Origin of the sequence: Pseudomonas sp. JS3066, assembly GCF_036328175.1 — a bacterium.
GTDB lineage: Bacteria > Pseudomonadota > Gammaproteobacteria > Pseudomonadales > Pseudomonadaceae > Metapseudomonas.
On sequence record NZ_CP143312.1, the window covers coordinates 4,505,598 to 4,523,500 of the forward strand.

Annotated in this window: 22 protein-coding genes, 1 pseudogene and 1 riboswitch; of the genes and pseudogenes, 16 read left to right on the forward strand and 7 right to left on the reverse strand. The window is 60.4% G+C overall.

Translation table 11 applies throughout. From position 1 onward, the window contains the following. Positions 1 to 95 precede the first annotated feature (95 nt). Positions 96 to 725: a LysE family translocator gene (locus SA496_RS21275; RefSeq protein WP_120654641.1), complete on the reverse strand. Its 630-nt coding sequence runs from the start codon at positions 723 to 725 to the stop codon at positions 96 to 98. Between the two features lie 82 nt (positions 726 to 807). On the opposite strand from SA496_RS21275, the gene SA496_RS21280 reads away from it, so the two are divergent. The 5 genes from SA496_RS21280 (at position 808) to SA496_RS21300 (ending at position 5,822) form a co-directional block, all read left to right on the forward strand. Further along, positions 808 to 1,770, forward strand: a complete 963-nt coding sequence (locus SA496_RS21280) for a 2-hydroxyacid dehydrogenase (RefSeq protein WP_330114419.1) — start codon at positions 808 to 810, stop codon at positions 1,768 to 1,770. A 51-nt stretch (positions 1,771 to 1,821) separates the two neighbouring features. After that, positions 1,822 to 2,820: a class I SAM-dependent methyltransferase gene (locus SA496_RS21285; protein WP_153918514.1), complete on the forward strand. Its 999-nt coding sequence runs from the start codon at positions 1,822 to 1,824 to the stop codon at positions 2,818 to 2,820. Positions 2,821 to 2,911: 91 nt separating this feature from the next. Next, positions 2,912 to 4,387, forward strand: a complete 1,476-nt coding sequence (locus SA496_RS21290) for an amino acid permease (protein WP_120654638.1) — start codon at positions 2,912 to 2,914, stop codon at positions 4,385 to 4,387. Between the two features lie 48 nt (positions 4,388 to 4,435). Beyond that, positions 4,436 to 4,556: riboswitch (yybP-ykoY riboswitch) on the forward strand. Positions 4,557 to 4,649: 93 nt separating this feature from the next. Next, positions 4,650 to 5,231: a TMEM165/GDT1 family protein gene (locus SA496_RS21295; protein ID WP_120655356.1), complete on the forward strand. Its 582-nt coding sequence runs from the start codon at positions 4,650 to 4,652 to the stop codon at positions 5,229 to 5,231. Between the two features lie 147 nt (positions 5,232 to 5,378). Beyond that, positions 5,379 to 5,822 carry a ketosteroid isomerase-related protein gene (locus tag SA496_RS21300; protein WP_120655355.1) on the forward strand — a complete coding sequence of 148 codons (444 nt, stop codon included), beginning with the start codon at positions 5,379 to 5,381 and terminating at the stop codon, positions 5,820 to 5,822. On the opposite strand, the gene SA496_RS21305 is transcribed toward SA496_RS21300, so the two are convergent. Then, positions 5,823 to 6,806 carry an NAD-dependent epimerase/dehydratase family protein gene (locus SA496_RS21305; protein ID WP_280358273.1) on the reverse strand — a complete coding sequence of 328 codons (984 nt, stop codon included), beginning with the start codon at positions 6,804 to 6,806 and terminating at the stop codon, positions 5,823 to 5,825. A 114-nt stretch (positions 6,807 to 6,920) separates the two neighbouring features. After that, positions 6,921 to 7,739 (reverse strand): M48 family metallopeptidase, encoded by an 819-nt coding sequence (locus tag SA496_RS21310; RefSeq protein ID WP_153918512.1) that lies wholly within the window; start codon positions 7,737 to 7,739, stop codon positions 6,921 to 6,923. A gap of 1,253 nt (positions 7,740 to 8,992) precedes the next feature. Here SA496_RS21310 and SA496_RS29330 point away from each other — a divergent pair. Both SA496_RS29330 and SA496_RS29335 read left to right on the forward strand, forming a co-directional pair. Beyond that, a pseudogene (locus tag SA496_RS29330) lies at positions 8,993 to 9,193 on the forward strand (HAMP domain-containing protein); the annotation flags it as partial. 15 nt (positions 9,194 to 9,208) lie between these two features. Beyond that, positions 9,209 to 10,051, forward strand: a complete 843-nt coding sequence (locus tag SA496_RS29335) for a methyl-accepting chemotaxis protein (RefSeq protein WP_371924431.1) — start codon at positions 9,209 to 9,211, stop codon at positions 10,049 to 10,051. A 178-nt stretch (positions 10,052 to 10,229) separates the two neighbouring features. Here SA496_RS29335 and SA496_RS21320 read toward each other — a convergent pair whose 3' ends face one another. The 4 genes from SA496_RS21320 to SA496_RS21335 all read right to left on the reverse strand — a co-directional run bounded on the left by SA496_RS21320 (position 10,230) and on the right by SA496_RS21335 (position 12,023). Next, on the reverse strand, positions 10,230 to 10,844 hold the full coding sequence (locus tag SA496_RS21320) for an SOS response-associated peptidase (RefSeq protein WP_120654634.1): 615 nt from the start codon (positions 10,842 to 10,844) through the stop codon (positions 10,230 to 10,232). A gap of 26 nt (positions 10,845 to 10,870) precedes the next feature. Beyond that, complete coding sequence (locus SA496_RS21325) at positions 10,871 to 11,131, reverse strand: putative signal transducing protein (protein WP_120654633.1); 261 nt, start codon at positions 11,129 to 11,131, stop codon at positions 10,871 to 10,873. After that, positions 11,131 to 11,313 (reverse strand): CPXCG motif-containing cysteine-rich protein, encoded by a 183-nt coding sequence (locus SA496_RS21330; RefSeq protein ID WP_120654632.1) that lies wholly within the window; start codon positions 11,311 to 11,313, stop codon positions 11,131 to 11,133. Before SA496_RS21330 ends, SA496_RS21325 begins: the two co-directional genes overlap by 1 nt. Positions 11,314 to 11,744: 431 nt before the next feature. After that, positions 11,745 to 12,023: a hypothetical protein gene (locus SA496_RS21335; RefSeq protein WP_330114421.1), complete on the reverse strand. Its 279-nt coding sequence runs from the start codon at positions 12,021 to 12,023 to the stop codon at positions 11,745 to 11,747. A gap of 161 nt (positions 12,024 to 12,184) precedes the next feature. Between SA496_RS21335 and SA496_RS21340 the strand changes: the two genes are divergently transcribed. The 9 genes from SA496_RS21340 to SA496_RS21380 all read left to right on the forward strand — a co-directional run bounded on the left by SA496_RS21340 (position 12,185) and on the right by SA496_RS21380 (position 17,894). Next, positions 12,185 to 12,406, forward strand: coding sequence for a DNA-binding protein (locus tag SA496_RS21340; RefSeq protein ID WP_330114422.1), 222 nt, complete (start codon positions 12,185 to 12,187; stop codon positions 12,404 to 12,406). 10 nt (positions 12,407 to 12,416) lie between these two features. Continuing rightward, positions 12,417 to 12,650 carry a hypothetical protein gene (locus SA496_RS21345; RefSeq protein ID WP_330114423.1) on the forward strand — a complete coding sequence of 78 codons (234 nt, stop codon included), beginning with the start codon at positions 12,417 to 12,419 and terminating at the stop codon, positions 12,648 to 12,650. A 3-nt stretch (positions 12,651 to 12,653) separates the two neighbouring features. After that, on the forward strand, positions 12,654 to 12,980 hold the full coding sequence (locus SA496_RS21350) for a hypothetical protein (protein ID WP_330114424.1): 327 nt from the start codon (positions 12,654 to 12,656) through the stop codon (positions 12,978 to 12,980). Then, positions 12,949 to 13,320, forward strand: coding sequence for a hypothetical protein (locus SA496_RS21355; protein ID WP_330114425.1), 372 nt, complete (start codon positions 12,949 to 12,951; stop codon positions 13,318 to 13,320). The genes SA496_RS21350 and SA496_RS21355 overlap by 32 nt, the downstream gene beginning before the upstream one ends. A gap of 238 nt (positions 13,321 to 13,558) precedes the next feature. Then, complete coding sequence (locus SA496_RS21360; RefSeq protein ID WP_330114426.1) at positions 13,559 to 13,855, forward strand: hypothetical protein; 297 nt, start codon at positions 13,559 to 13,561, stop codon at positions 13,853 to 13,855. Between the two features lie 704 nt (positions 13,856 to 14,559). Next, on the forward strand, positions 14,560 to 14,859 hold the full coding sequence (locus SA496_RS21365; RefSeq protein ID WP_330114427.1) for a hypothetical protein: 300 nt from the start codon (positions 14,560 to 14,562) through the stop codon (positions 14,857 to 14,859). 15 nt (positions 14,860 to 14,874) lie between these two features. Further along, positions 14,875 to 16,407: a hypothetical protein gene (locus SA496_RS21370; protein WP_330114428.1), complete on the forward strand. Its 1,533-nt coding sequence runs from the start codon at positions 14,875 to 14,877 to the stop codon at positions 16,405 to 16,407. A gap of 1 nt (position 16,408) precedes the next feature. Further along, positions 16,409 to 16,780 carry a hypothetical protein gene (locus SA496_RS21375; RefSeq protein ID WP_330114429.1) on the forward strand — a complete coding sequence of 124 codons (372 nt, stop codon included), beginning with the start codon at positions 16,409 to 16,411 and terminating at the stop codon, positions 16,778 to 16,780. Positions 16,781 to 16,790: 10 nt separating this feature from the next. Further along, on the forward strand, positions 16,791 to 17,894 hold the full coding sequence (locus SA496_RS21380; RefSeq protein ID WP_330114430.1) for a zonular occludens toxin domain-containing protein: 1,104 nt from the start codon (positions 16,791 to 16,793) through the stop codon (positions 17,892 to 17,894). The last annotated feature ends 9 nt before the right edge of the window (positions 17,895 to 17,903 follow it).

The following is a 17,903-nucleotide window of genomic DNA, read 5'->3' on the forward strand; positions in this document are numbered from 1 at the left end:
CTTCGCGAGCAAGCTCGCTCCTACGGAAAGGATGAACCGTTACCTGCGGGGGCGAACTCATACGCCAAGCGGGCTGAAGGCCCGCCCAGCGTGGTTCATTTCAGCTCGGTAAAGGCCAGCTTGATCCCCAGCCCCACCAGCACCGCTCCCATCAGCCGGTCGAACCAGTGCCCCATACGGGCGAATCCTGCACGCACCCGGCGCTGGCTGAACAGCAGCGCCACGAGGCTGAACCACGTGGCAGTGGCGAAAGCCAGGTAAACGCCGTAGCCGGCCTGGATCGCCAGCGGCGTGTGCGGGTTGATGACCACCGTGAACAACGACAGGAAAAACAGGGTTGCCTTGGGATTCAGGCCATTGGTAACGAAACCGGTGACGAAGGCTCCACGCGGACTGCGTTCGCCAGCCATGAGCGCGGCCTCGGTAGCGACTGGGTCGGCCGGCTTGGCCCGCAGGGCCTTGATGCCGATGTACAGCAAGTAGGCCGCTGCAGCCCACTTAAGCGCGTTGAACAACATGATCGACTGGGACACGACCAGGCCGATGCCCAGCAGCGAATAGGCCACATGCACGAAGATGCCCGTGCCCACGCCAAGCGCGGTCCAGGTTCCGGCGCGGCGCCCATGGGCCACGCTCTCGCGCACCACGATGGCGAAGTCCGGTCCGGGGCTGGCCACGGCCAGCAGGTGGATCAGGGCGACGGTGAGGAATTCCGTCCAGTACATGCGACCTCCAAGGGATGTAACAAGCTTTGTTAGGCTGGCAACCTTACGCCTTCCCACGGACTCGCAAAAGGTACAGCCCCGCATGAAAAGCAGCCGCGCCGTCTTCCTCGATCACGCCTCCCTCGATCTCGGCGACCTCGACCTGAACCCGCTGCGACAAGTCTTCGGCGAGCTGCAACTGCATGGGCAAACTGCGCCTTCCGAAGTGGCGGAACGCCTGAGCGGTGCCCAGGTGGCGATCAGCAACAAGGTGCACATCGACGCGGCAGCGATGGCAGCCAACCCGGCTCTCAAGCTGATCCTGGTAGCCGCCACCGGTACCAACAACATCGACCTCGAGGCGGCCCGCGCCCGCGGCATCACTGTCTGCAACTGCCAGGCCTACGGCACGCCCTCGGTGGCCCAGCACACCCTCGCGTTGCTGCTCGCCCTGACCACCAGCCTGCCGGACTACCAGGCCGCCGTGCGCGCCGGCCGCTGGCAGCAGTCCAGCCAGTTCTGCCTGCTGGACTTCCCGATCTTCGAACTGGACGGCAAGACCCTCGGCCTGCTCGGACACGGTGAGCTGGGCGGCGCGGTGGCCCGATTGGCGGAGGCCTTCGGCATGCGCGTGCTGCTCGGCCAGCTACCGGGTCGCCCACCTCGCGCCGACCGCCTGCCGCTGCACGAACTGTTGCCCCAGGTGGATGCCTTGACCCTGCATTGCCCGCTAAACGAGCAGACCCGCGACATGATCGGCACCGCCGAACTGGCCCTGATGAAACCGGGCGCCCTGCTGGTGAACACCGCCCGCGGCGGCCTGGTGAACGAAGAGGCTCTGGCCGCCGCCTTGCGCAGCGGCCACCTCGGCGGTGCCGCGACTGATGTACTGACCCAGGAACCGCCACGGGATGGCAACCCTCTGCTGGCCACCGACATCCCGCGCCTGATAGTCACCCCGCACAGCGCCTGGGGTAGCCGCGAGGCCCGCCAGCGCATCGTGCAACAGCTTGCCGAGAACGGCGCCGCCTGGCTGAAGGATTCGCCCGTCAGAGTCGTCAGCTAGTTCCTACAACTTCCTGATAAAATTCGCTGCTTTTATCAGGATCTCCTTTAGATGGACCCACGCAGCGAAGTCCTGCTTCGACAGGCCGATCTGTTCCAAGGGGCGGTGTTACTGGCCGGATTGCCCGCCGACGACCTGCTCGGCACCTTGCCGCAGGCCAGTGGCTGGAGCTGGCACGCCGGTGACCAGGCGGCCCTTGAAAGCCGCTTTGCCGGGCGTAGCCATTTCGGCACCACGCCGCCGGATACCCCTTTCACCGCTGCGGTGCTTTTCCTGCCCAAGTCCCGTGAACTGGCTGACTACCTGCTGGCCGCGCTTGCGGCCCGCCTGCCCGGCGGTGAACTCTTCCTCGTCGGCGAGAAACGCGGCGGTATCGAGCGTGCTGCCAAGCAACTGGCCGCGTTCGGCAAGCCGCGCAAACTGGATAGCGCGCGCCATTGCCAGCTGTGGCAGGTGAGTATTGAGCAGACCCCCGCCGCCCCCGACCTGGAGGCCCTGGCCCAGCGCTACTCGCTGGATCTGGCCGACGGCCCGCTGGAAGTGGTCAGCCTGCCCGGCGTCTTCAGCCATGGCCGCCTGGACCGCGGCAGCGCCCTGCTCCTGCAGCAACTGGATGGCCTGCCCAATGGCCATCTGCTGGACTTCGGCTGCGGCGCCGGCGTACTGGGCGCGGTACTCAAACGGCGATATCCACAGAGCCAGCTGACCCTGCTGGACGTCGATGCGTTCGCCGTTGCCAGCAGCCGCCTGACTCTGGCCGCCAATGGACTGGAAGGGGAGGTGATCGCCGCCGACGGTATCCATGGCGCTCCGGCAGGCCTTTGCGCAATCATCAGCAACCCGCCGTTCCACCAGGGCGTGCACACCGACTACCAGGCCAGCGAGGACTTGCTGCACGAGGCCCGCAACCACCTGCGGCCGGGCGGTGAGCTGCGTATCGTGGCCAACAGCTTCCTCAAGTACCCACCGCTTATCGAGTACCATCTCGGCCCCTGCCAGACCCTCGCCGAAGGGGATGGCTTCCGCATTTACCGCGCCCGCCTGGCCTGACCTGGCGGGCACCGCCTCAATACCCTTGCTCAAGCGGCATCCAATAGCCGCCCTCTCCCCTGGCCTCGGCGGGGGGGATCTGGAGATCTTTGTGACCAATTTGAACACTGCCAGCGCTACTCCACTCAAGGATGGGCTGCATCGCTCCCTCAAACCACGCCACCTGAACATGATCGCCATCGGCGGCTCCATCGGTACCGGCCTGTTCGTAGCCTCCGGCGCCACGGTCGCAACTGCCGGGCCGGGCGGCGCGCTGCTGGCCTACGCACTGATTGGCCTGATGGTCTACTTCCTGATGACCAGCCTGGGCGAGATGGCCGCGCACATCCCGGTTTCCGGCTCGTTCAGCACATATGGCAGCCGCTTCGTCGACGATGGATTCGGTTTCGCCCTGGGTTGGAACTATTGGTACAACTGGGCGGTGACCATTGCCGCTGAACTGGTAGCGGCGCAGCTGATCATGAGTTTCTGGCTGCCGGACGTGCCCGGCATCTACTGGAGCGCCCTGTTCCTCGGCTTGATGTTCCTGCTCAACGTGATCTCGGTGAAGGGCTTCGGCGAAAGCGAGTTCTGGTTCGCGCTGATCAAGGTGGTGACGGTGGTGGTGTTCATCGGCATCGGCCTGGCCACGATCTTCGGCATCATGGGCGGCATCGAATCCCCCGGATTCAGCAACTTCACCACAGGCGATGCGCCCTTCGTCGGCGGCCTGCAGGCCATGGTCGGGGTGGCGATGATCGCCGGATTCTCCTTCCAGGGTACGGAGCTCATCGGCATCGCCGCAGGTGAATCGGAGAACCCCAAGAAGAACATCCCCATCGCCATCCGCCAGGTGTTCTGGCGCATCCTGATGTTCTACATCCTGGCGATCTTCGTGATCGGCATGTTGATTCCCTACACTGAACCGAACCTGCTGAAGAACGACGCCAGCGATATCAGCGTGTCGCCCTTCACCCTGCTATTCGAGCGTGCCGGTTTCGCTGCCGCAGCCAGCGTGATGAATGCGGTGATCCTCACGGCCATCCTCTCCGCCGGCAACTCCGGCATGTATGCCTCGACCCGCATGCTTTACAACCTCGCCCTGCAGGGCAAAGCGCCGAAACTCTTCGCGCGCCTCTCCGCCAGTGGCGTGCCGCGCAACGCGCTTTATGCCACTACCCTGGTCGGCGCGCTGTGCTTCTTCACCTCCATCGTCGGTGACAGCACTCTCTACACCTGGCTGCTGAACACCTCGGGCATGTGCGGATTCATCGCCTGGCTGGGCATCGCCATTTCCCACTACCGCTTCCGCAAGGGCTACCTGACCCAAGGCGGGCGCCTGGAAGACCTGCCCTACCGCGCCAAGCTGTTCCCCTTCGGACCACTGTTCGCCTTCACCCTGTGCCTGCTGATCACCCTCGGGCAGAACTACCAGGCCTTTTTCGGCGACAAGATCGACTGGGCCGGTCTGGCGGCCACCTACATCAGCCTGCCGTTGTTCCTCGCCATCTGGCTGGGCTATCGCATGAAGAAGGGCAGCCGTCTGGTCGCCTACTCGGAGATGGACGTGCGCGGCGGCGACAACTGACCGACCGGCATTTCGCGCTTGCCGGGGCGGCCCGGCTTGTGCAAAATGCGCCCCGTCCTAGGGGAGTAGTCTCCCGCGAGCGCCCTGCTCGCCCGGCGTGCGTCAACACACTTGGTCCACAGACCATGGCGCATGCGACCCCGAGCCTGCAAAGACAGGCCAGCGGTTTGACAAGACCTATGACACATACAACCTGACCCGGGGTGGGCAGATTGCGTGTGTCATGGTGATTAGTCGACCCGCCCCCGTAGGAACCCTGATGCTGGAATCCCTCTTCGTCCCGACGCTGATCGTTGCCCTCGCCGAAATCGGCGACAAGACTCAGTTGCTCGCACTACTGCTTGCCGCCCGCTTCCGCAAACCCTGGCCGATCATCTGGGGCATCGTCGCGGCTACCCTGGCCAACCACTTCGCCGCTGGCGCCGTAGGTTCATGGGTCGCCAGCTTCTTCTCTGCCGCCACCCTCAGCTGGATCCTCGCGGCATCCTTCGCCGCCGTGGCCCTGTGGACCCTGGTGCCGGACAAACTGGATGACGACGAAGAGTCCGGCCTGAAGAAGTACGGCCCGTTCCTCACCACGCTGATCGCCTTCTTCCTCGCCGAAATGGGTGACAAGACCCAGGTCGCGACCGTGATGCTGGCCGCCCAGTACCCGCACTTCGTCATGGTGGTCATGGGCACCACCCTCGGCATGCTGATCGCCAACGTACCGGTGGTGCTGGCCGGCAACTTCGCCGCCGACCGCCTGCCGCTAACCTTGATCCGCCGCCTGGCCGCCATCGCCTTCGCTGCCCTGGCCGTCTATGCCGTTTACGAAGCGCTGAAGCTCAGCGGGACGTTCTGACGGGTTGCCGCGCCTGAGAAGCCCGTGGGGCGGCTGCCGCCCTTCGGGCTTCGCTCCGCTTACCCCGCACCACGGCGCTTCGGCCAATGGAATCGCCACGTGTATCGGTATTGTTACGCGCTGGATCAAGGCGCAGGGGAGCGCATCGTGTCACTGGACGATATGAAGCGGCTGGTTCGCCAGCACATCGAGCTGTCGTGGAACAAGGGTCGCCTGGCCCTGGCCGAGCAGCTGCAGAGCAAGGACTTCCTCTACAAGAGCTCCTTCATCGGCCGCGCCTTGAACAGCGCCGCCTACGCCCAGATGGTGGCGAACATCCGCGAGGCCATGCCTGATCTGGAAGTGGTGGTGGAGGAATGCATCGCCGAAGGCAACAAGGTGGTGACCTGGTGCACCCTGATCGGCAGCATCCAGAAACCCGCCCTGGGCTACCCGCCCAGCGACAAGATCCTCAGCATTTCGGCCATGGCCTTCTGGACCCTGAACAGCGTGGGTGAAGTGCAGGAAATCTGCACCATGTTCGACATGGAAAGCTTCCGCGCCCAACTCGGTCTCGCCACCCAGCCTCTGGCCGAGAAAGCCCTGCCTTAATCAGAGATAGCCGTTGGCCCGGAACCAGCCAATGGTGCGTTCCAGGGTGACGTCCAGCGGCGTCTCGGCGACGAAGCCCAGTTCATGGCGCGCCTTGCTGCCATCGAGGAACTGCCCGCCAGCCATCACCGCGATCGCGGTGTCATCCAGTTTCGGCAGCTCGCCGGATAACCGGTAACGCAAACGTCCGAGCACCGCGATGCCCTTGGCCATTGCCAGCGGCATGGGTTGCGGCGGCTGAACACCGAGCAGCCTGGCAATTCGCTCGGTCAGCTCGGCCAGCTCGATGTTCTGCCCGGTCAGCAGGTAGCGCTCGCCCGCCCTTCCCTTCTCCAGCGCCAACAGCAGGCCCCGCCCGGCGTCGGCTGCATCCAGCAGGTTGCGCCGGCCGGGTACGTAATGAGTCATCCAGCCCTGCGCCATCGCGGTGACGAGGCGCCCGGTACTAGGACCTGCGTCGAACTCGCCCAGGCACATGCCGGGAATCCCGATGATTACAGGCAGTCCGCTGCGGGCCTGTTCGCGGGCCTGTTCATCGAGTGCCCACTTGCTCAGCAGATATGGGTTCTTCCAGCGCGGCATCCCCTCATAGAACAGCCCTTCGTGGCCGGGCAGTCCTTCGGGATGTCGCGGCAGGGCGATGGCGGCGCCGGTGTAGAGGATGCGCGGGACATGCGCGGCGAGACATGCGGCATAGAAATGGTTGGTCTGGTCGAGGGCGCTGGCGACTTCCTCTTGCCAGCGGCGCGGCCGCTTCGGGTAGCCGGCGGCACAGAAGATCACGCCGTCGATGTCGCTGAGCGCGCGGGTGAGACCGGCATGGTCCAGCAGTTCAGCCGCCCGGCACTCGGGCTCCAGGTATGCCAGGCGTTCGATCCGTGACGTCGGCCGGTGTATCAGCACCAGGCGGTGCCCGGCGACCTTTACCGCTCGTGCCGCGTGATGGCCGAGCAGGCCAGTTGCTCCCAGTACGGCGATTTTCACTGCGACTCCTCATCCGCTGGAGATTCGCCACCCCGACGCTTCGAGGTGGCGGCGAGCAGTCTAGAACGCGGGTTGCCGGGATGCCAGCCGGGATCACCGACAACCCGGATGTTCCTAGCGCTGTCCCTTCGCTTGCTCGTACAGTGGCATCACCTTTGGAATGGCTGCCTGCAACGACGACATGCGCGAGCCTGACGACGGGTGTGTACTCATGAACTCCGGTGGAGCTCCACCGCCGGCCTGCTCCATCTTCTGCCAGAGGCTGATGGCGGCGTTCGGGTTGTAGCCGGCACGGGCGGCGAGCTCCAGGCCGATGAGGTCGGCTTCGTTCTCATTGGAGCGGCTGTTGGGCAGGGTCATCAGGTATTCCACACCCGCGTTGGCCATCCCCAGACCAGCCTGACCGACACCCAGGACCGAACCGATCTGGTTGGCCATCTGCACGCCATAGGCCTTGGACATGGCTTCGCGGCTGTGTTCGCGCAGGGCGTGGGCGATCTCATGCCCCATCACCGCTGCCAGTTCGTCGTCGGTGAGTTTGAGCTTATCGATCAGGCCGCTGTAGACGATGATCTTGCCGCCCGGACCGCAGTTGGCGTTGAGCTCGTCACTGTCGATCACATTGGCTTCCCAGGCCCATTGCGCGGCATCCGGACGGAACGCGGAAGTTTGGGCGATCAGCCGCTTGGCAATCGCATCGACACGACGGGCGTCGGTGCTGTTCTTGTCCAGCACGCCCTTCTGCTGCGCCTCGGTCACGGTCTGCTGGTAGGACTGGGCGTACATCTGATTCAGCTCAGAACTCGACAACATGCTGAACATGTACTGCTTGCGTTCGACGCCGACTGCTCCGCCGCTGGTGGTATTGACGGCCTGGCATCCTGCCAGGAGCAGGGCCGCGGTCAGCCCGGACAGGTAAAACAGCTTGGCCATGGTGGCTCTCCATCTCTTTGCGAGGTCGGTAATGCTAAGGCTGGCCAGAAACCCGGGCAACCACGTCGCATGTAGACAAGCTGGCGACGTTTTTAACTGCATGCACGACTTAGGAAATTTCACAGTCCGGCCGATATAAGGAATCACGGTGAAATCCCATTTCCGGAGTCCACATGAAGTTCAGGTCCATTCAGTTCTCCATCGCAGCCTTGGCAGGAGCCAGCGTGCTGGCGGTGGTTGCCGCCCTGGTGCTCTACGCCCTGTTTTCCGGTGCGAAAACCCAGGAACTGGTCCAGCAACGCACCCAGGCATTGCTCGAACAGGTGATCAATGATCGCCTGATTGCGCTCGCTGGCTCCCAGGTGAGCCAGATCCAGCGGGAACTGGAGCTGCCCCTGGGAATTGCCAAGAACATGGCTAACCTCAACAGCCTGCTCGGTGAAACCGACGACGCCGGCAATCCCAAGCTGAGCATCAGTCGTGAGCAGCTGAACAACCTGGTTCGCCAGACCACCGAGCGCAACCCCAAGCTCAATGGCAGCTACATCGGCTGGGAGCCCAATGGCATCGACGGTGCCGACGCCAACTATGCCGGCCCGAAGGGGAATGGCTACGACGGCACAGGCCGCTTCCTGCCCTGGTGGTTCCGCAATGCCGACGGCAGCGTTGGCCAGGACGCCATCGGCTTCATGGAAAGCGAGAAGATGCTCCCCACCGGTGTACGTGAGGGCGAGTACTACCTTTGCTCGAAAGAGCGCAAGAAGCCCTGCGCCATCGACCCCGCACCTTATGATGTGGGCGGCAAGATCGTGATCCTCTCGTCGTTCACCGCGCCGATCATGATCAAGGGCGAGTTCAAGGGCATCGCCGGTGCCGACTTCTCCCTGAACTTCATCCAGGACCTGCTGAGTAAAGCAGACCAGCAGCTCTACGAGGGCGCCGGTGACATGGCGCTGCTTGCCAGCAACAACCGCCTGGTGGCCTATTCCCGCGACAGCTCGAAGCTGGGCGAAGACGCTGCCAAGGCGCTGGACTCCACCACCCTGGACAGCCTGCGCGGCCTGTCCGGCGACCAGCCGGCTTACCGCATTGACCAGGCCAGCCAGCGCATCGAGCTGATGGTTCCCTTCGGCATCGGCGACACCGACGCCCGCTGGGTGCTGCTGATTCAGTTGCCGGTACAGGCAGTGATGAAGGAGCTGTCTCAGCTGCAGAGCGACCTCGCCTCCCAGCGCGAAGCCGATATCTTCGGCATGACCCTGGTGGGCCTGCTCATCGCTGGTCTTGGTCTGCTGGTGATCTGGTTCGTCGGCTACGGTATCGCCCGTCCGCTGCGCCAGATGGTCGGCATGCTGGATGACATCGCCAAGGGGGACGGCGACCTGACCCAACGCCTGCACAACAACCGCGCCGACGAGATGGGCGCCATCGCTGGGGGCTTCAACACCTTCCTCGGCAAACTGCAGTCGATGATCAGCCAGGTAGTGACCTCAGTGCAGAAGGTCAGCGACTCTTCCGAGCACACTGCCGATATCGCCATCCGCACCAACCAGGGCGTACAGAAGCAGCTAGCGGAAATCGAGCTGGTGGCCACCGCAGTCCATGAAATGACCGCCACTGCCCAGGACGTGGCCCGTAATGCCACCCATGCGGCGGAAGCCGCCAGCCACGCCGACCAGGCGGCAAACCACGGTAAGCGCATCGTCCACAGCACCGCCGAAGCCATCTCCGCCCTGGCCACCGAGATCGGCCGCGCCGTGGGCGTGGTGCAGAACCTGGCCAAGGACAGCGAGAACATCAATGCCATCCTGGTCGCCATTCGCGGTATCGCCGAGCAGACCAACCTCCTGGCATTGAACGCGGCCATCGAGGCGGCACGCGCCGGCGAGCAGGGGCGTGGTTTCGCGGTGGTCGCCGATGAGGTACGCAACCTGGCGCAGAAGACCCAGCAGGCCACTGAAGAAATCCAGACGATGATCCAGCAACTGCAGCACGGCACCCGCGAAGTGGTGAAGGTGATGCAGGACAGCCAGGAGAAGACCGACACCAGCGTGCAGCACGCCAACGAAGCGGCCCATGCGCTGGAGTCCATCACCCAGGCGGTATCGGTGATCAACGACATGAACACCCAGATCGCCAGCGCCGCGGAGGAACAGAGCGCGGTGGCCGAGGATATAAACCGCAACGTGATCAACATCGGCCAGGTGGCCAACGAGGTCGCCGGCGGCGCCGACGAAGCCTCCCAGGCCAGCGCCGAGCTGACCAAGTTGGCCGAGCAGCAACGACGGCTGATCAATCAGTTCAAGGTGTAAGAAAAAGCCCCTCATCACGAGGGGCTTTTTCATTCGGCTTGCGAACTGCTCTTGTAGGTTGTGTCTGAGCTATGCGACGCCCAACGCGCAGCCCGACGGAGATTCCTTGGGTTTCGCTTCGCTCTGGCGGAACGCCGCACGCACGAACCTGCGTAACTGCGAGGGTGGGTGCGACACATCAGGCCGGTGTCAGGCACTCCGGTCCATCTAGCTTGGGATTGTTCACCAGTGTCGCCAGGGCGCGCTCGCGCAGCTGCGGGCCGGGCCGGGCCAGCAGTTCCTGCAACTGAATCGGCGTCGAATCGGCGGCCAGCCAGAGGCGCTGGCCCTCCTCATCCAGCACCAGCGGGCGGCGCAGGCCGGCAACAGGCTGGGTGACCATCGCCAGGCTGAGGTATTCCACATCGCCAACCGGGTAGGCTTCCCAGAGAGCGGCGAGGTACATGCTCCCGCCTTCGGCGCTGAGCCAGTAGGGCCGCTTGCGCACGCCACGCCACTCATAGAACCCATTGGCCAGGATCAGGCAGCGCCGCGAGCGGAAAGGCTCACGGAACATCGGCTGGTCGGCCAGGGTTTCGACACGGGCGTGCGACGGGGTCTTGGACAGATCGGTGAGCCAGGACGGCGTCAGGCCCCAGCGGGCCATGTCGGCACGCAACTGGCCGTCCACCTCGCGCAGCATCAGCACCCGGCTGCCGGGAGCCAGGTTCCAGTGTGGTTGGTGGTCGGCGGGGAAACCCGGAAGGGCGGCCTGAGTGGGCGACCAGCGGAACAGTGCGAAACGTCCAGACATGAGGCAGCCAGTTCGTGTGCGGGAAATCAGCAGAGCAGAGTCCCGGGGTAACTGTCGGGCTCTTCACCCGGCAGGGGTTGCGCGGCATTGTACGCGGCGATCAGCCTGCTGGCGCGTTCGGCGTCCTCGTCCTCGACCAGCAGGCCGAGCAAGCCGAACATAGGCAACTCGCCGATTCCGCCCAACAGATGTCCACCGGCCAGATGGGCCTCCACGCCCTCGCTGGCGAGCATGCCCAGCAGCAGTTCGGCTTCGATCAGGTCCCTGGGCTCATAGATTCGTCGCATCAGTCGTCCTCCCGGCGAACCTCCAGTGTCCAGTCCTGGCCATCGGTCCAGAGCAGGAAGAGGATGGGCCGGCAGCACACTGGACAGTCCTCGATGTACTGCTGTTCGCCACCCGAGAGATCGAGCACGGCTTCAGCCGGCTCGCCGCAATAGGGGCATTGGTAGTCCTCTGTCTCCAGCATCCCGCCTCCCGTGTGACTTGCCTGTATCGTCGCTGCTCTTTAACAAGCTCTCACAACATCTGAAAAATCAGGGGGTTGGCGTTTTGTCCTCTGCGTGATCGCTCACTATCTCTTATGCATTATGGGCGTTGTGGTCACTTGATAATCATTGTGCATGTAGTGGCGCCGTTGGGATTTCCCTCGCCTGTGTAGTTCGGTCCTGGACTCTGTATTGATCTTGCTGACTCACCCATGCCCATTAGCTGTCGTAGTATTTTCTCGGCCGCTGCTTCGCAAGCTGCTTTGCTAGTGAATCCGCCTAGCATCATGGGGCTTATGTCAGTGTATTGCCCTGGTGCCGGCGTCATAAAAAACGTCGTTATCAGTATCCATTCCTGCATTTTTTCTCCCTTAAGCCTTCCTTGAAAACCAGCGTTGGGCCACTGCTTCCGTTATCTGCTGCCCGTTTTTGGTTCTGGCAATTTTAGGTTCGCTTCGTCATAGGCTGGGCTGGTTTGCCCTATCTCTGGGCTGACTGCTCCGGTTCCTATCCATAGCGAGTATTGCGGGTATAGGGACATCAAGAAGCCTGCTTCATAGGCGCCCATCCTTATTTTTCGTCGTTTGATGTTGTCCCAGCGGGAGTGCTTGGTCTCGCTCTCCTTCGCCAGTCGGTCAAGGCTGGTCATATCTAACAATAGATAAAACCTTTCTTCTTGGTCGTTGCTCATAGATTTATTTTTTACCTCGTAACCTTTACGGGGTACGTCAAGCTCACTATATTCGTAACTATTACGGAGCGATAGTAACTATCACGCCGTTAGACATTATGAGACTTTGTGAGGTTAGCAGCTATGGCAGGCGTTCACGTTTCCAAGGGAGTGGCCTTTTGATGTCAAACATCTACGTGAGTCTTCCACCTTTCTGTACCCGCGAAGAGTTCGGGCAAATCACCGGCCTGATAGGCGAGGGAAAGTCTGTCGTTCTCGGCATGTGCAATCTCGGTGCCCTTCCTACCGTGAAGGTTGGCCGTCACTCGCTGGTGAATGTTCACCAGATCATTAAAGACCTTGAAGCCGGCAAGACCGAGTTTCTTTCGGGCGACTACTGCTGAGGATTTAGAAATGGCACAGGGATCGCGTCAGCGTCTTCAGTATCTAAAAGATGTCGTTAAGGTTCTTTTCTTCATTTTTGCCCTGATCAATTTCTTTACTTCCTCGATTGCGGTTGTTGGTGATCTTTGGAATGGGATTGATTCGGTTGTTTGGGCGGTCGCCGCTGTCTCTGGCTACATCCTTTTCGTGCCCGTCCTGACCATAATCCTGATAGTTCGTGGCCTGGGCTTTAAGTGGGATTGAACCATGAGTCTTATTTCTCGTCGCGCTCAGGTCCTTCATTTGCTTTCGGGTCGCCCGGTTCCCTTTCATGGTGACTTTCGAAACTTCTATTTCGACCACTTGTATCACTTGGGCTACGTGGCCGTTCACCGTAATGAGCATGGACGCCGGGCTTTCTTTGTTTCCGATGTTGATGCGCTGGTGAAGTGGTGGAATGAGAAGTTCTTGGCGCGTCTGCGTGAATCCGATCGCCAGCTTTATCGGGTAGAAGCTCCTCAACTGGCTCAGGTTCGCGAAAAGAATTGGAGGGTAATCAAGGATGAATCAGGGACTCGCTTTGTTGGACTCTGAAGGATTTCTTCAGTTCTTTTTAGGTTCGATTCTGTTTTTGCTCCTTTTGTTGTTCTTCGCGGTGTTGTTCAGTCTGTGCTGCTACCTAACTTTTTTGCTGATAGAGAAAATTTGGCAGGTCTATATGAGTATCACAAGCATTCCCCCTAAAAAGCAGGACGCTGGTGATCCCCCGAAGAAGTTTTTAACCCAGGTTAAGACTTCTGAATATCTCGCACTGCAAAAGGAGGCGGCAGATCGTGGATTGGACATTCTATCTCTCAGTGGCATTGTTCTCTCTGTTTGGCTTGCTAGTGGCTGTCCGCTTAGTTTTCAGGTGGATGGGGAAGCCGGTCAGTAATTACGAACTAGATGTAAAGCTAGAGCGCACCCTTAAACACATTCATCTTCTCAGAGATGAAGTCTCGCAAATCAAGCTTTATATGCGTGGAATTGATGCGGATACGGTGGGAATGCGGGAGAGCATTGCGCGTATTAGCGACTCGCTGGCTGAGGCCGAATCGGTAGTTATCTGTAAAACCCCAGAGTCCGAACTAATCGGGTAGCTCGGGACTTAATAACCCTAGGAGGGTCTAGCAATGCAATTTGAATTCACTGCAATCGTAATTGGTGTGCGTCGTCAGTCGATCGAAGGCCGTAGCTTCGTGAACGTCATGGTGGCTGAAGAAACCACGGATCAAGAACGCGCCGATGGCTGTTCCGGTCTGCGGGTGAAGAAGATCCCGGCTGACGATGCCCTGATCCCGCAAATGCCGCAGGGCTACAAGCCGATGACCCCCATCAAGTTCCTGGCGGTTCTCAAGGATGCGGCGGGTGGCAAGTCGCAGCCGCACATCATCGGTGTTGTTCCGGCCAAGGCCGGGGTTCAGGCCTAAGTGATGGGCTGCTTCGTGGCTCACCGCGTGCCGGGGCGTGCCGTCCCCCGCCAATGCCAAGGTTTGGCCTCGACCTCGGCCAACGGCCGATTAGGCGCCTGCACGGTTTTGGCTGTGGAACGCTGCGCTCCCCGCGCCGGAACCCGCGAAGCGGCCCGAAGCCAAGGCAGCGAAAAGGCCCCCGCGGCCTTCCCGACGGCTCCGCTGCCTTTCCGCGGGACAAGCCGTCACAGGCCGCGTGGGGGCCTCCCTCGCGCCCTGTTTAACAACCGGTCCGCGCGCCGGGGTGTCCGCGCTTGCGCTGGCAGTCTCCCCGGATCGTCCGCCGTCTGGCCGGTTCCGCTTACGGCAGTTCCGAACCTGTCAGCCGCGCTTTTCCATGGCACGCCCCGGCACGCGGTCAGGGTTGTGCGACTGAATTCAACGAATGACGGAGCGCTCGCAATGGGTGTCATCGAACAGGCGCTGTCGCAGATCACTCTCGGTGACCTGTGGGCGCTTCAACTGATCTCGGGGGCGTGCCAACTGCTCGCCCTCGGCCTTATCCACGGGCACCAGAGGTAACGGCCATGGGGTTCACCTGGACTTCGTATCTCGTTATCGCTGGCTGCTTCATGGGCACTCTGGGTGTCGGCGTCGCCTGGGGACAATTCCGGCTGAGCTGGAAAGAAGTAATCGACGCCTCTGTCTGAAGGAGAGCAATCATGCTCAAAGAAAAGCTGTCTGCCCTGATGGGCAAAGAAGATGGTCAGAGCGTTACCAGTGTCGGTAAAGCACTGGGCGCGAAAACCGCCATCGTTGCCGTAGTTGCTGCGGCTTCTGCTGTTCCCATGATGGCCAATGCGGCTATCACCGTTCCTCCGGAAATGCTCGACGTGTTCACCGATCTGGCGACTGCCTTCGGTGTGATCATGGCTGCGGGTGCCGTGCTCTTCGGCGTCATTCGTGGTGGTGTCGCTCTGTTCAAACTGGCTGGCCGTATCTTCTCGGCCGCTGGCGCCTAACGGGGTCGCGGATAGATGCGCGCGGCTATCCGCACCCTCATTGCCCTCACGCTTATGGCGTGGGGGCAATTTGCGTTGGCGGTGGATTATTACTGGGTCTCCCAGAGCGGCGGGGGCCAGCAGCCTTCGGCGGCGGCTGCCTGTGCTGCCGGTGGGAAGCTGTGGGCGCCAACTGCTGGCAATACCTATGTCAGCTCGTACGTGCAGGGCGGAACGGCCGACTTGAAGTATTGCGTGGTTACTTACACCCGCAATTCCGATGGTGGCTCCGGTACCAGCCAGATCGGTTACGTCACTCGATACGGTGATTCCTGCCCGGCTGGTGGCACGTATAACCCGACTACTGGTGCTTGCGATGCGCCAATTAATTGCTCTGCCTCTGCTAATAAAGAGATTTATGCGGCAGTGGAGTGTAGTTATCAGGTAGCGACTAAGTATTGGGCTTGTCCGTCTGAGGTCAAATATACCGATGGATGCTCTTATGTAACGACGCCCAATGGTTCGCTTAATTGCAATTCAGCTACAAGTATCTGCACTCCTCGCTTTAGCGGGACGGGTAATGTGGCTTCTGCCGGGGCAGAAGAGTGCACGTCTGCGACCTGTGCGCCTGTACCTCAGAATAATCCGCCCCTTCCTGATGAAGGTTGCGTGACTAACGGCGGTAACACCGTCTGTATCAAAGATGAGGAAACAGGCTGCGGCACTATCAACGGAAAAGAAGGCTGCTTTTCCGAAGAAAAGAACTGCGGAACGTTCAACGGCACCTTTCAATGTTTCGACAAGGAAAAGCCTAATCGCAACTGCGGCTATGCCAATGGTCAGCAGGTCTGTTTCGACCCCAAAGACCCGACAAAACAGATTGCTCAAACGTCTTCGGATCACCCGGTAAACGGTGGTAACGCTGACGGCGACGATACCAACGATCCACGCCCGTCGGGTGGTACGGGCACCAGTGTTCAGGGTTCTGGTTCTGGCGCCACTAATCAGGCTGTTAATGATCTGGGCGAAAAGTTGGGGCCCAAGATTGACAAGACCAACTCCCTACTCAGCGACATTCGCGGCAAGTTCGAAGAGCTGAATGAGGGGCTGTTCGGCGGTGAGTTCTCTGAGGGCGATTTGGGCGATGAGTCGGGGGCAGGTCAGGCCGGTGAACAGGCTGGAGATGGCCTTGGTGAGGCGCTCGAGGGCAAGGCCGAAGAGATACAGGCAGAGCGCGACTCTGAAGCTGAAGCGTTCCTAGATGGCCTGCCGAACACTGTGGGCGGGTGGTTCGGTATTAATGGTGAAAAGGTCGGCCTGAATGGCGTGATTGATAGTGTGTTGCCGACCTCCATGGGCTGCGCGGATTACCGAATAGAGTTCACCGTTCAGAATCCCATCAATAACAAGCCGTACACGGTTCGCCTCGATCTGCCTGTGTGCGAGTTAACCCGCATGAAGCCGCTGTTGGAGTGGGTTATTTGGGTGGTCACTGTCGTCGGCCTCTGGAAGATTCTCTATAGCGCCTTGCGGCAAGAAGATGTGAAAGCGTCGAAGGGGGGCTTCTGATATGCCGATTATCTTGGGCTTCCTCAGAGCCTTTTTCCCCACGCTGTTTCGTAGGGCCGGTCTGTTTCTGGCGGGGTTTGTCGGTAGCGCACTGCCGACAGTGGTCCAGTTTGTCGCGACCGCCTTTAAGAAGATCGGCCTGCTCGCCTTGATTGTGGTGGCGATTGGGTTGGCCATTGAGGGACTGTCTTCGGCCATAGGCATCATTGCGGAGATGGTGATTGAGGAAAGCGCGCCTTGGATGTTGGAAGTGGGGCGCATGTTTATCCCGGATAACCTCTCGTTCTGCATCACACTTCTAGTGTTAGCCCGCCTCAAGTCGTTGATTTTCATGTGGGTAACTCGACTCTCGGAAAAGCTGATCCATACCTGAGTAATTAAACATGGCCGTTTATATCGTCACAGGGAAGCTTGGGGCGGGCAAAACCCTTTTGCTCATTATGCAGATATTGAAGTATCTGAAGGCTCGTCGTCGAGTTGCGGTGAATGTCGATGTCTTCATGGATAAGCTCTGCAAGCCGGGCAACAAGTATTCCCGCGTGGTGCGCTTGCCTGATCTGCCCTCGGCGGATGATTTGACCGGTCTGGGCATGGGTTTCGAAACTTATAACGAAGAAATGTTCGGTGGCATTTTCCTCGATGAGGGTGGGGTTTGGCTGAACTCGCGGGACTGGAACCAAGGGGGTCGCAAAGACCTCCTTAATTTTTTCCTGTTCCTGCGCAAACGCCGTTGGGATTTGTGGCTCTGCGTGCAAAACGTCAATGTGATTGACAAACAAGTCCGCGAATCCATTGCCGAGCATGTGATTTATATAAACCGCTGGGACCGGTTGAAATTGCCCTTCATGTTCCGTCTCCCGCTGCAAATTCTCTCCCTCGGACGCTGGAAAGGGCGCCTGCCGAAACTCCATCAGGCCATTGTGAAGTACGGCGCGAAGTTTAACTCGCCCAAGGTGGATGACTGGTATTACCGGGGCGAAGACTTTTACTCCTATTACGACACGACGCAGGAATACAACAAGGATTACGACAAAGGTTCCTATTCGCTCCTTCCTCCCGGTTATTGGCGGCGCGTCCTGCCGAAAGCCGTTCGCAATATAGGTTTCTATATGCGCACTACCAAAGTCTTTTTCCGGCGAACTCGCATTGTGAATGCGTTCTTTCTAGGAGGTGTCTGTGCACTCTTTCTTTGCGTTCCTATCTTCAGTGCTATCGCTATTTCTGATCGATCGAATGGCCAGTCTCTTCCTGTTGTTAGTGCGCCGAAAGCGGCTGAGCCAGCCCAAAAGCTGGCTGATGATTTCGGGACACTGCGCATTGCTACTTATGGCCGTCTCGCTGGGAACACTGTTTACGTATTTAGAGACGGTGACGGCAATCGAATCACTATGGATGACCTCAGCGTTAAGGGTGTCTCCGTAAAAGATCGTGGCCCCCGTGAAGCCTTGTTAGTGCGGGATGCCGATTACATTTCGGTTTTCCGCTAGGAGTTGGAA

Excerpts from the sequence above, each read along its gene's own strand:
- SA496_RS21275 (WP_120654641.1), bottom strand. The coding sequence starts at position 725 with ATGTACTGGACGGAATTCCTCACCGTCGCCCTGATCCACCTGCTGGCC.
- SA496_RS21280 (WP_330114419.1), top strand. The coding sequence starts at position 808 with ATGAAAAGCAGCCGCGCCGTCTTCCTCGATCACGCCTCCCTCGATCTC.
- SA496_RS21285 (WP_153918514.1), top strand. The coding sequence starts at position 1,822 with ATGGACCCACGCAGCGAAGTCCTGCTTCGACAGGCCGATCTGTTCCAA.
- SA496_RS21310 (WP_153918512.1), bottom strand. The coding sequence starts at position 7,739 with ATGGCCAAGCTGTTTTACCTGTCCGGGCTGACCGCGGCCCTGCTCCTG.
- SA496_RS29335 (WP_371924431.1), top strand. The coding sequence starts at position 9,209 with ATGATCAGCCAGGTAGTGACCTCAGTGCAGAAGGTCAGCGACTCTTCC.
- SA496_RS21320 (WP_120654634.1), bottom strand. The coding sequence starts at position 10,844 with ATGTCTGGACGTTTCGCACTGTTCCGCTGGTCGCCCACTCAGGCCGCC.
- SA496_RS21325 (WP_120654633.1), bottom strand. The coding sequence starts at position 11,131 with ATGCGACGAATCTATGAGCCCAGGGACCTGATCGAAGCCGAACTGCTG.
- SA496_RS21330 (WP_120654632.1), bottom strand. The coding sequence starts at position 11,313 with ATGCTGGAGACAGAGGACTACCAATGCCCCTATTGCGGCGAGCCGGCT.
- SA496_RS21335 (WP_330114421.1), bottom strand. The coding sequence starts at position 12,023 with ATGAGCAACGACCAAGAAGAAAGGTTTTATCTATTGTTAGATATGACC.
- SA496_RS21340 (WP_330114422.1), top strand. The coding sequence starts at position 12,185 with ATGTCAAACATCTACGTGAGTCTTCCACCTTTCTGTACCCGCGAAGAG.
- SA496_RS21345 (WP_330114423.1), top strand. The coding sequence starts at position 12,417 with ATGGCACAGGGATCGCGTCAGCGTCTTCAGTATCTAAAAGATGTCGTT.
- SA496_RS21350 (WP_330114424.1), top strand. The coding sequence starts at position 12,654 with ATGAGTCTTATTTCTCGTCGCGCTCAGGTCCTTCATTTGCTTTCGGGT.
- SA496_RS21355 (WP_330114425.1), top strand. The coding sequence starts at position 12,949 with ATGAATCAGGGACTCGCTTTGTTGGACTCTGAAGGATTTCTTCAGTTC.
- SA496_RS21360 (WP_330114426.1), top strand. The coding sequence starts at position 13,559 with ATGCAATTTGAATTCACTGCAATCGTAATTGGTGTGCGTCGTCAGTCG.
- SA496_RS21365 (WP_330114427.1), top strand. The coding sequence starts at position 14,560 with ATGCTCAAAGAAAAGCTGTCTGCCCTGATGGGCAAAGAAGATGGTCAG.
- SA496_RS21370 (WP_330114428.1), top strand. The coding sequence starts at position 14,875 with ATGCGCGCGGCTATCCGCACCCTCATTGCCCTCACGCTTATGGCGTGG.
- SA496_RS21375 (WP_330114429.1), top strand. The coding sequence starts at position 16,409 with ATGCCGATTATCTTGGGCTTCCTCAGAGCCTTTTTCCCCACGCTGTTT.
- SA496_RS21380 (WP_330114430.1), top strand. The coding sequence starts at position 16,791 with ATGGCCGTTTATATCGTCACAGGGAAGCTTGGGGCGGGCAAAACCCTT.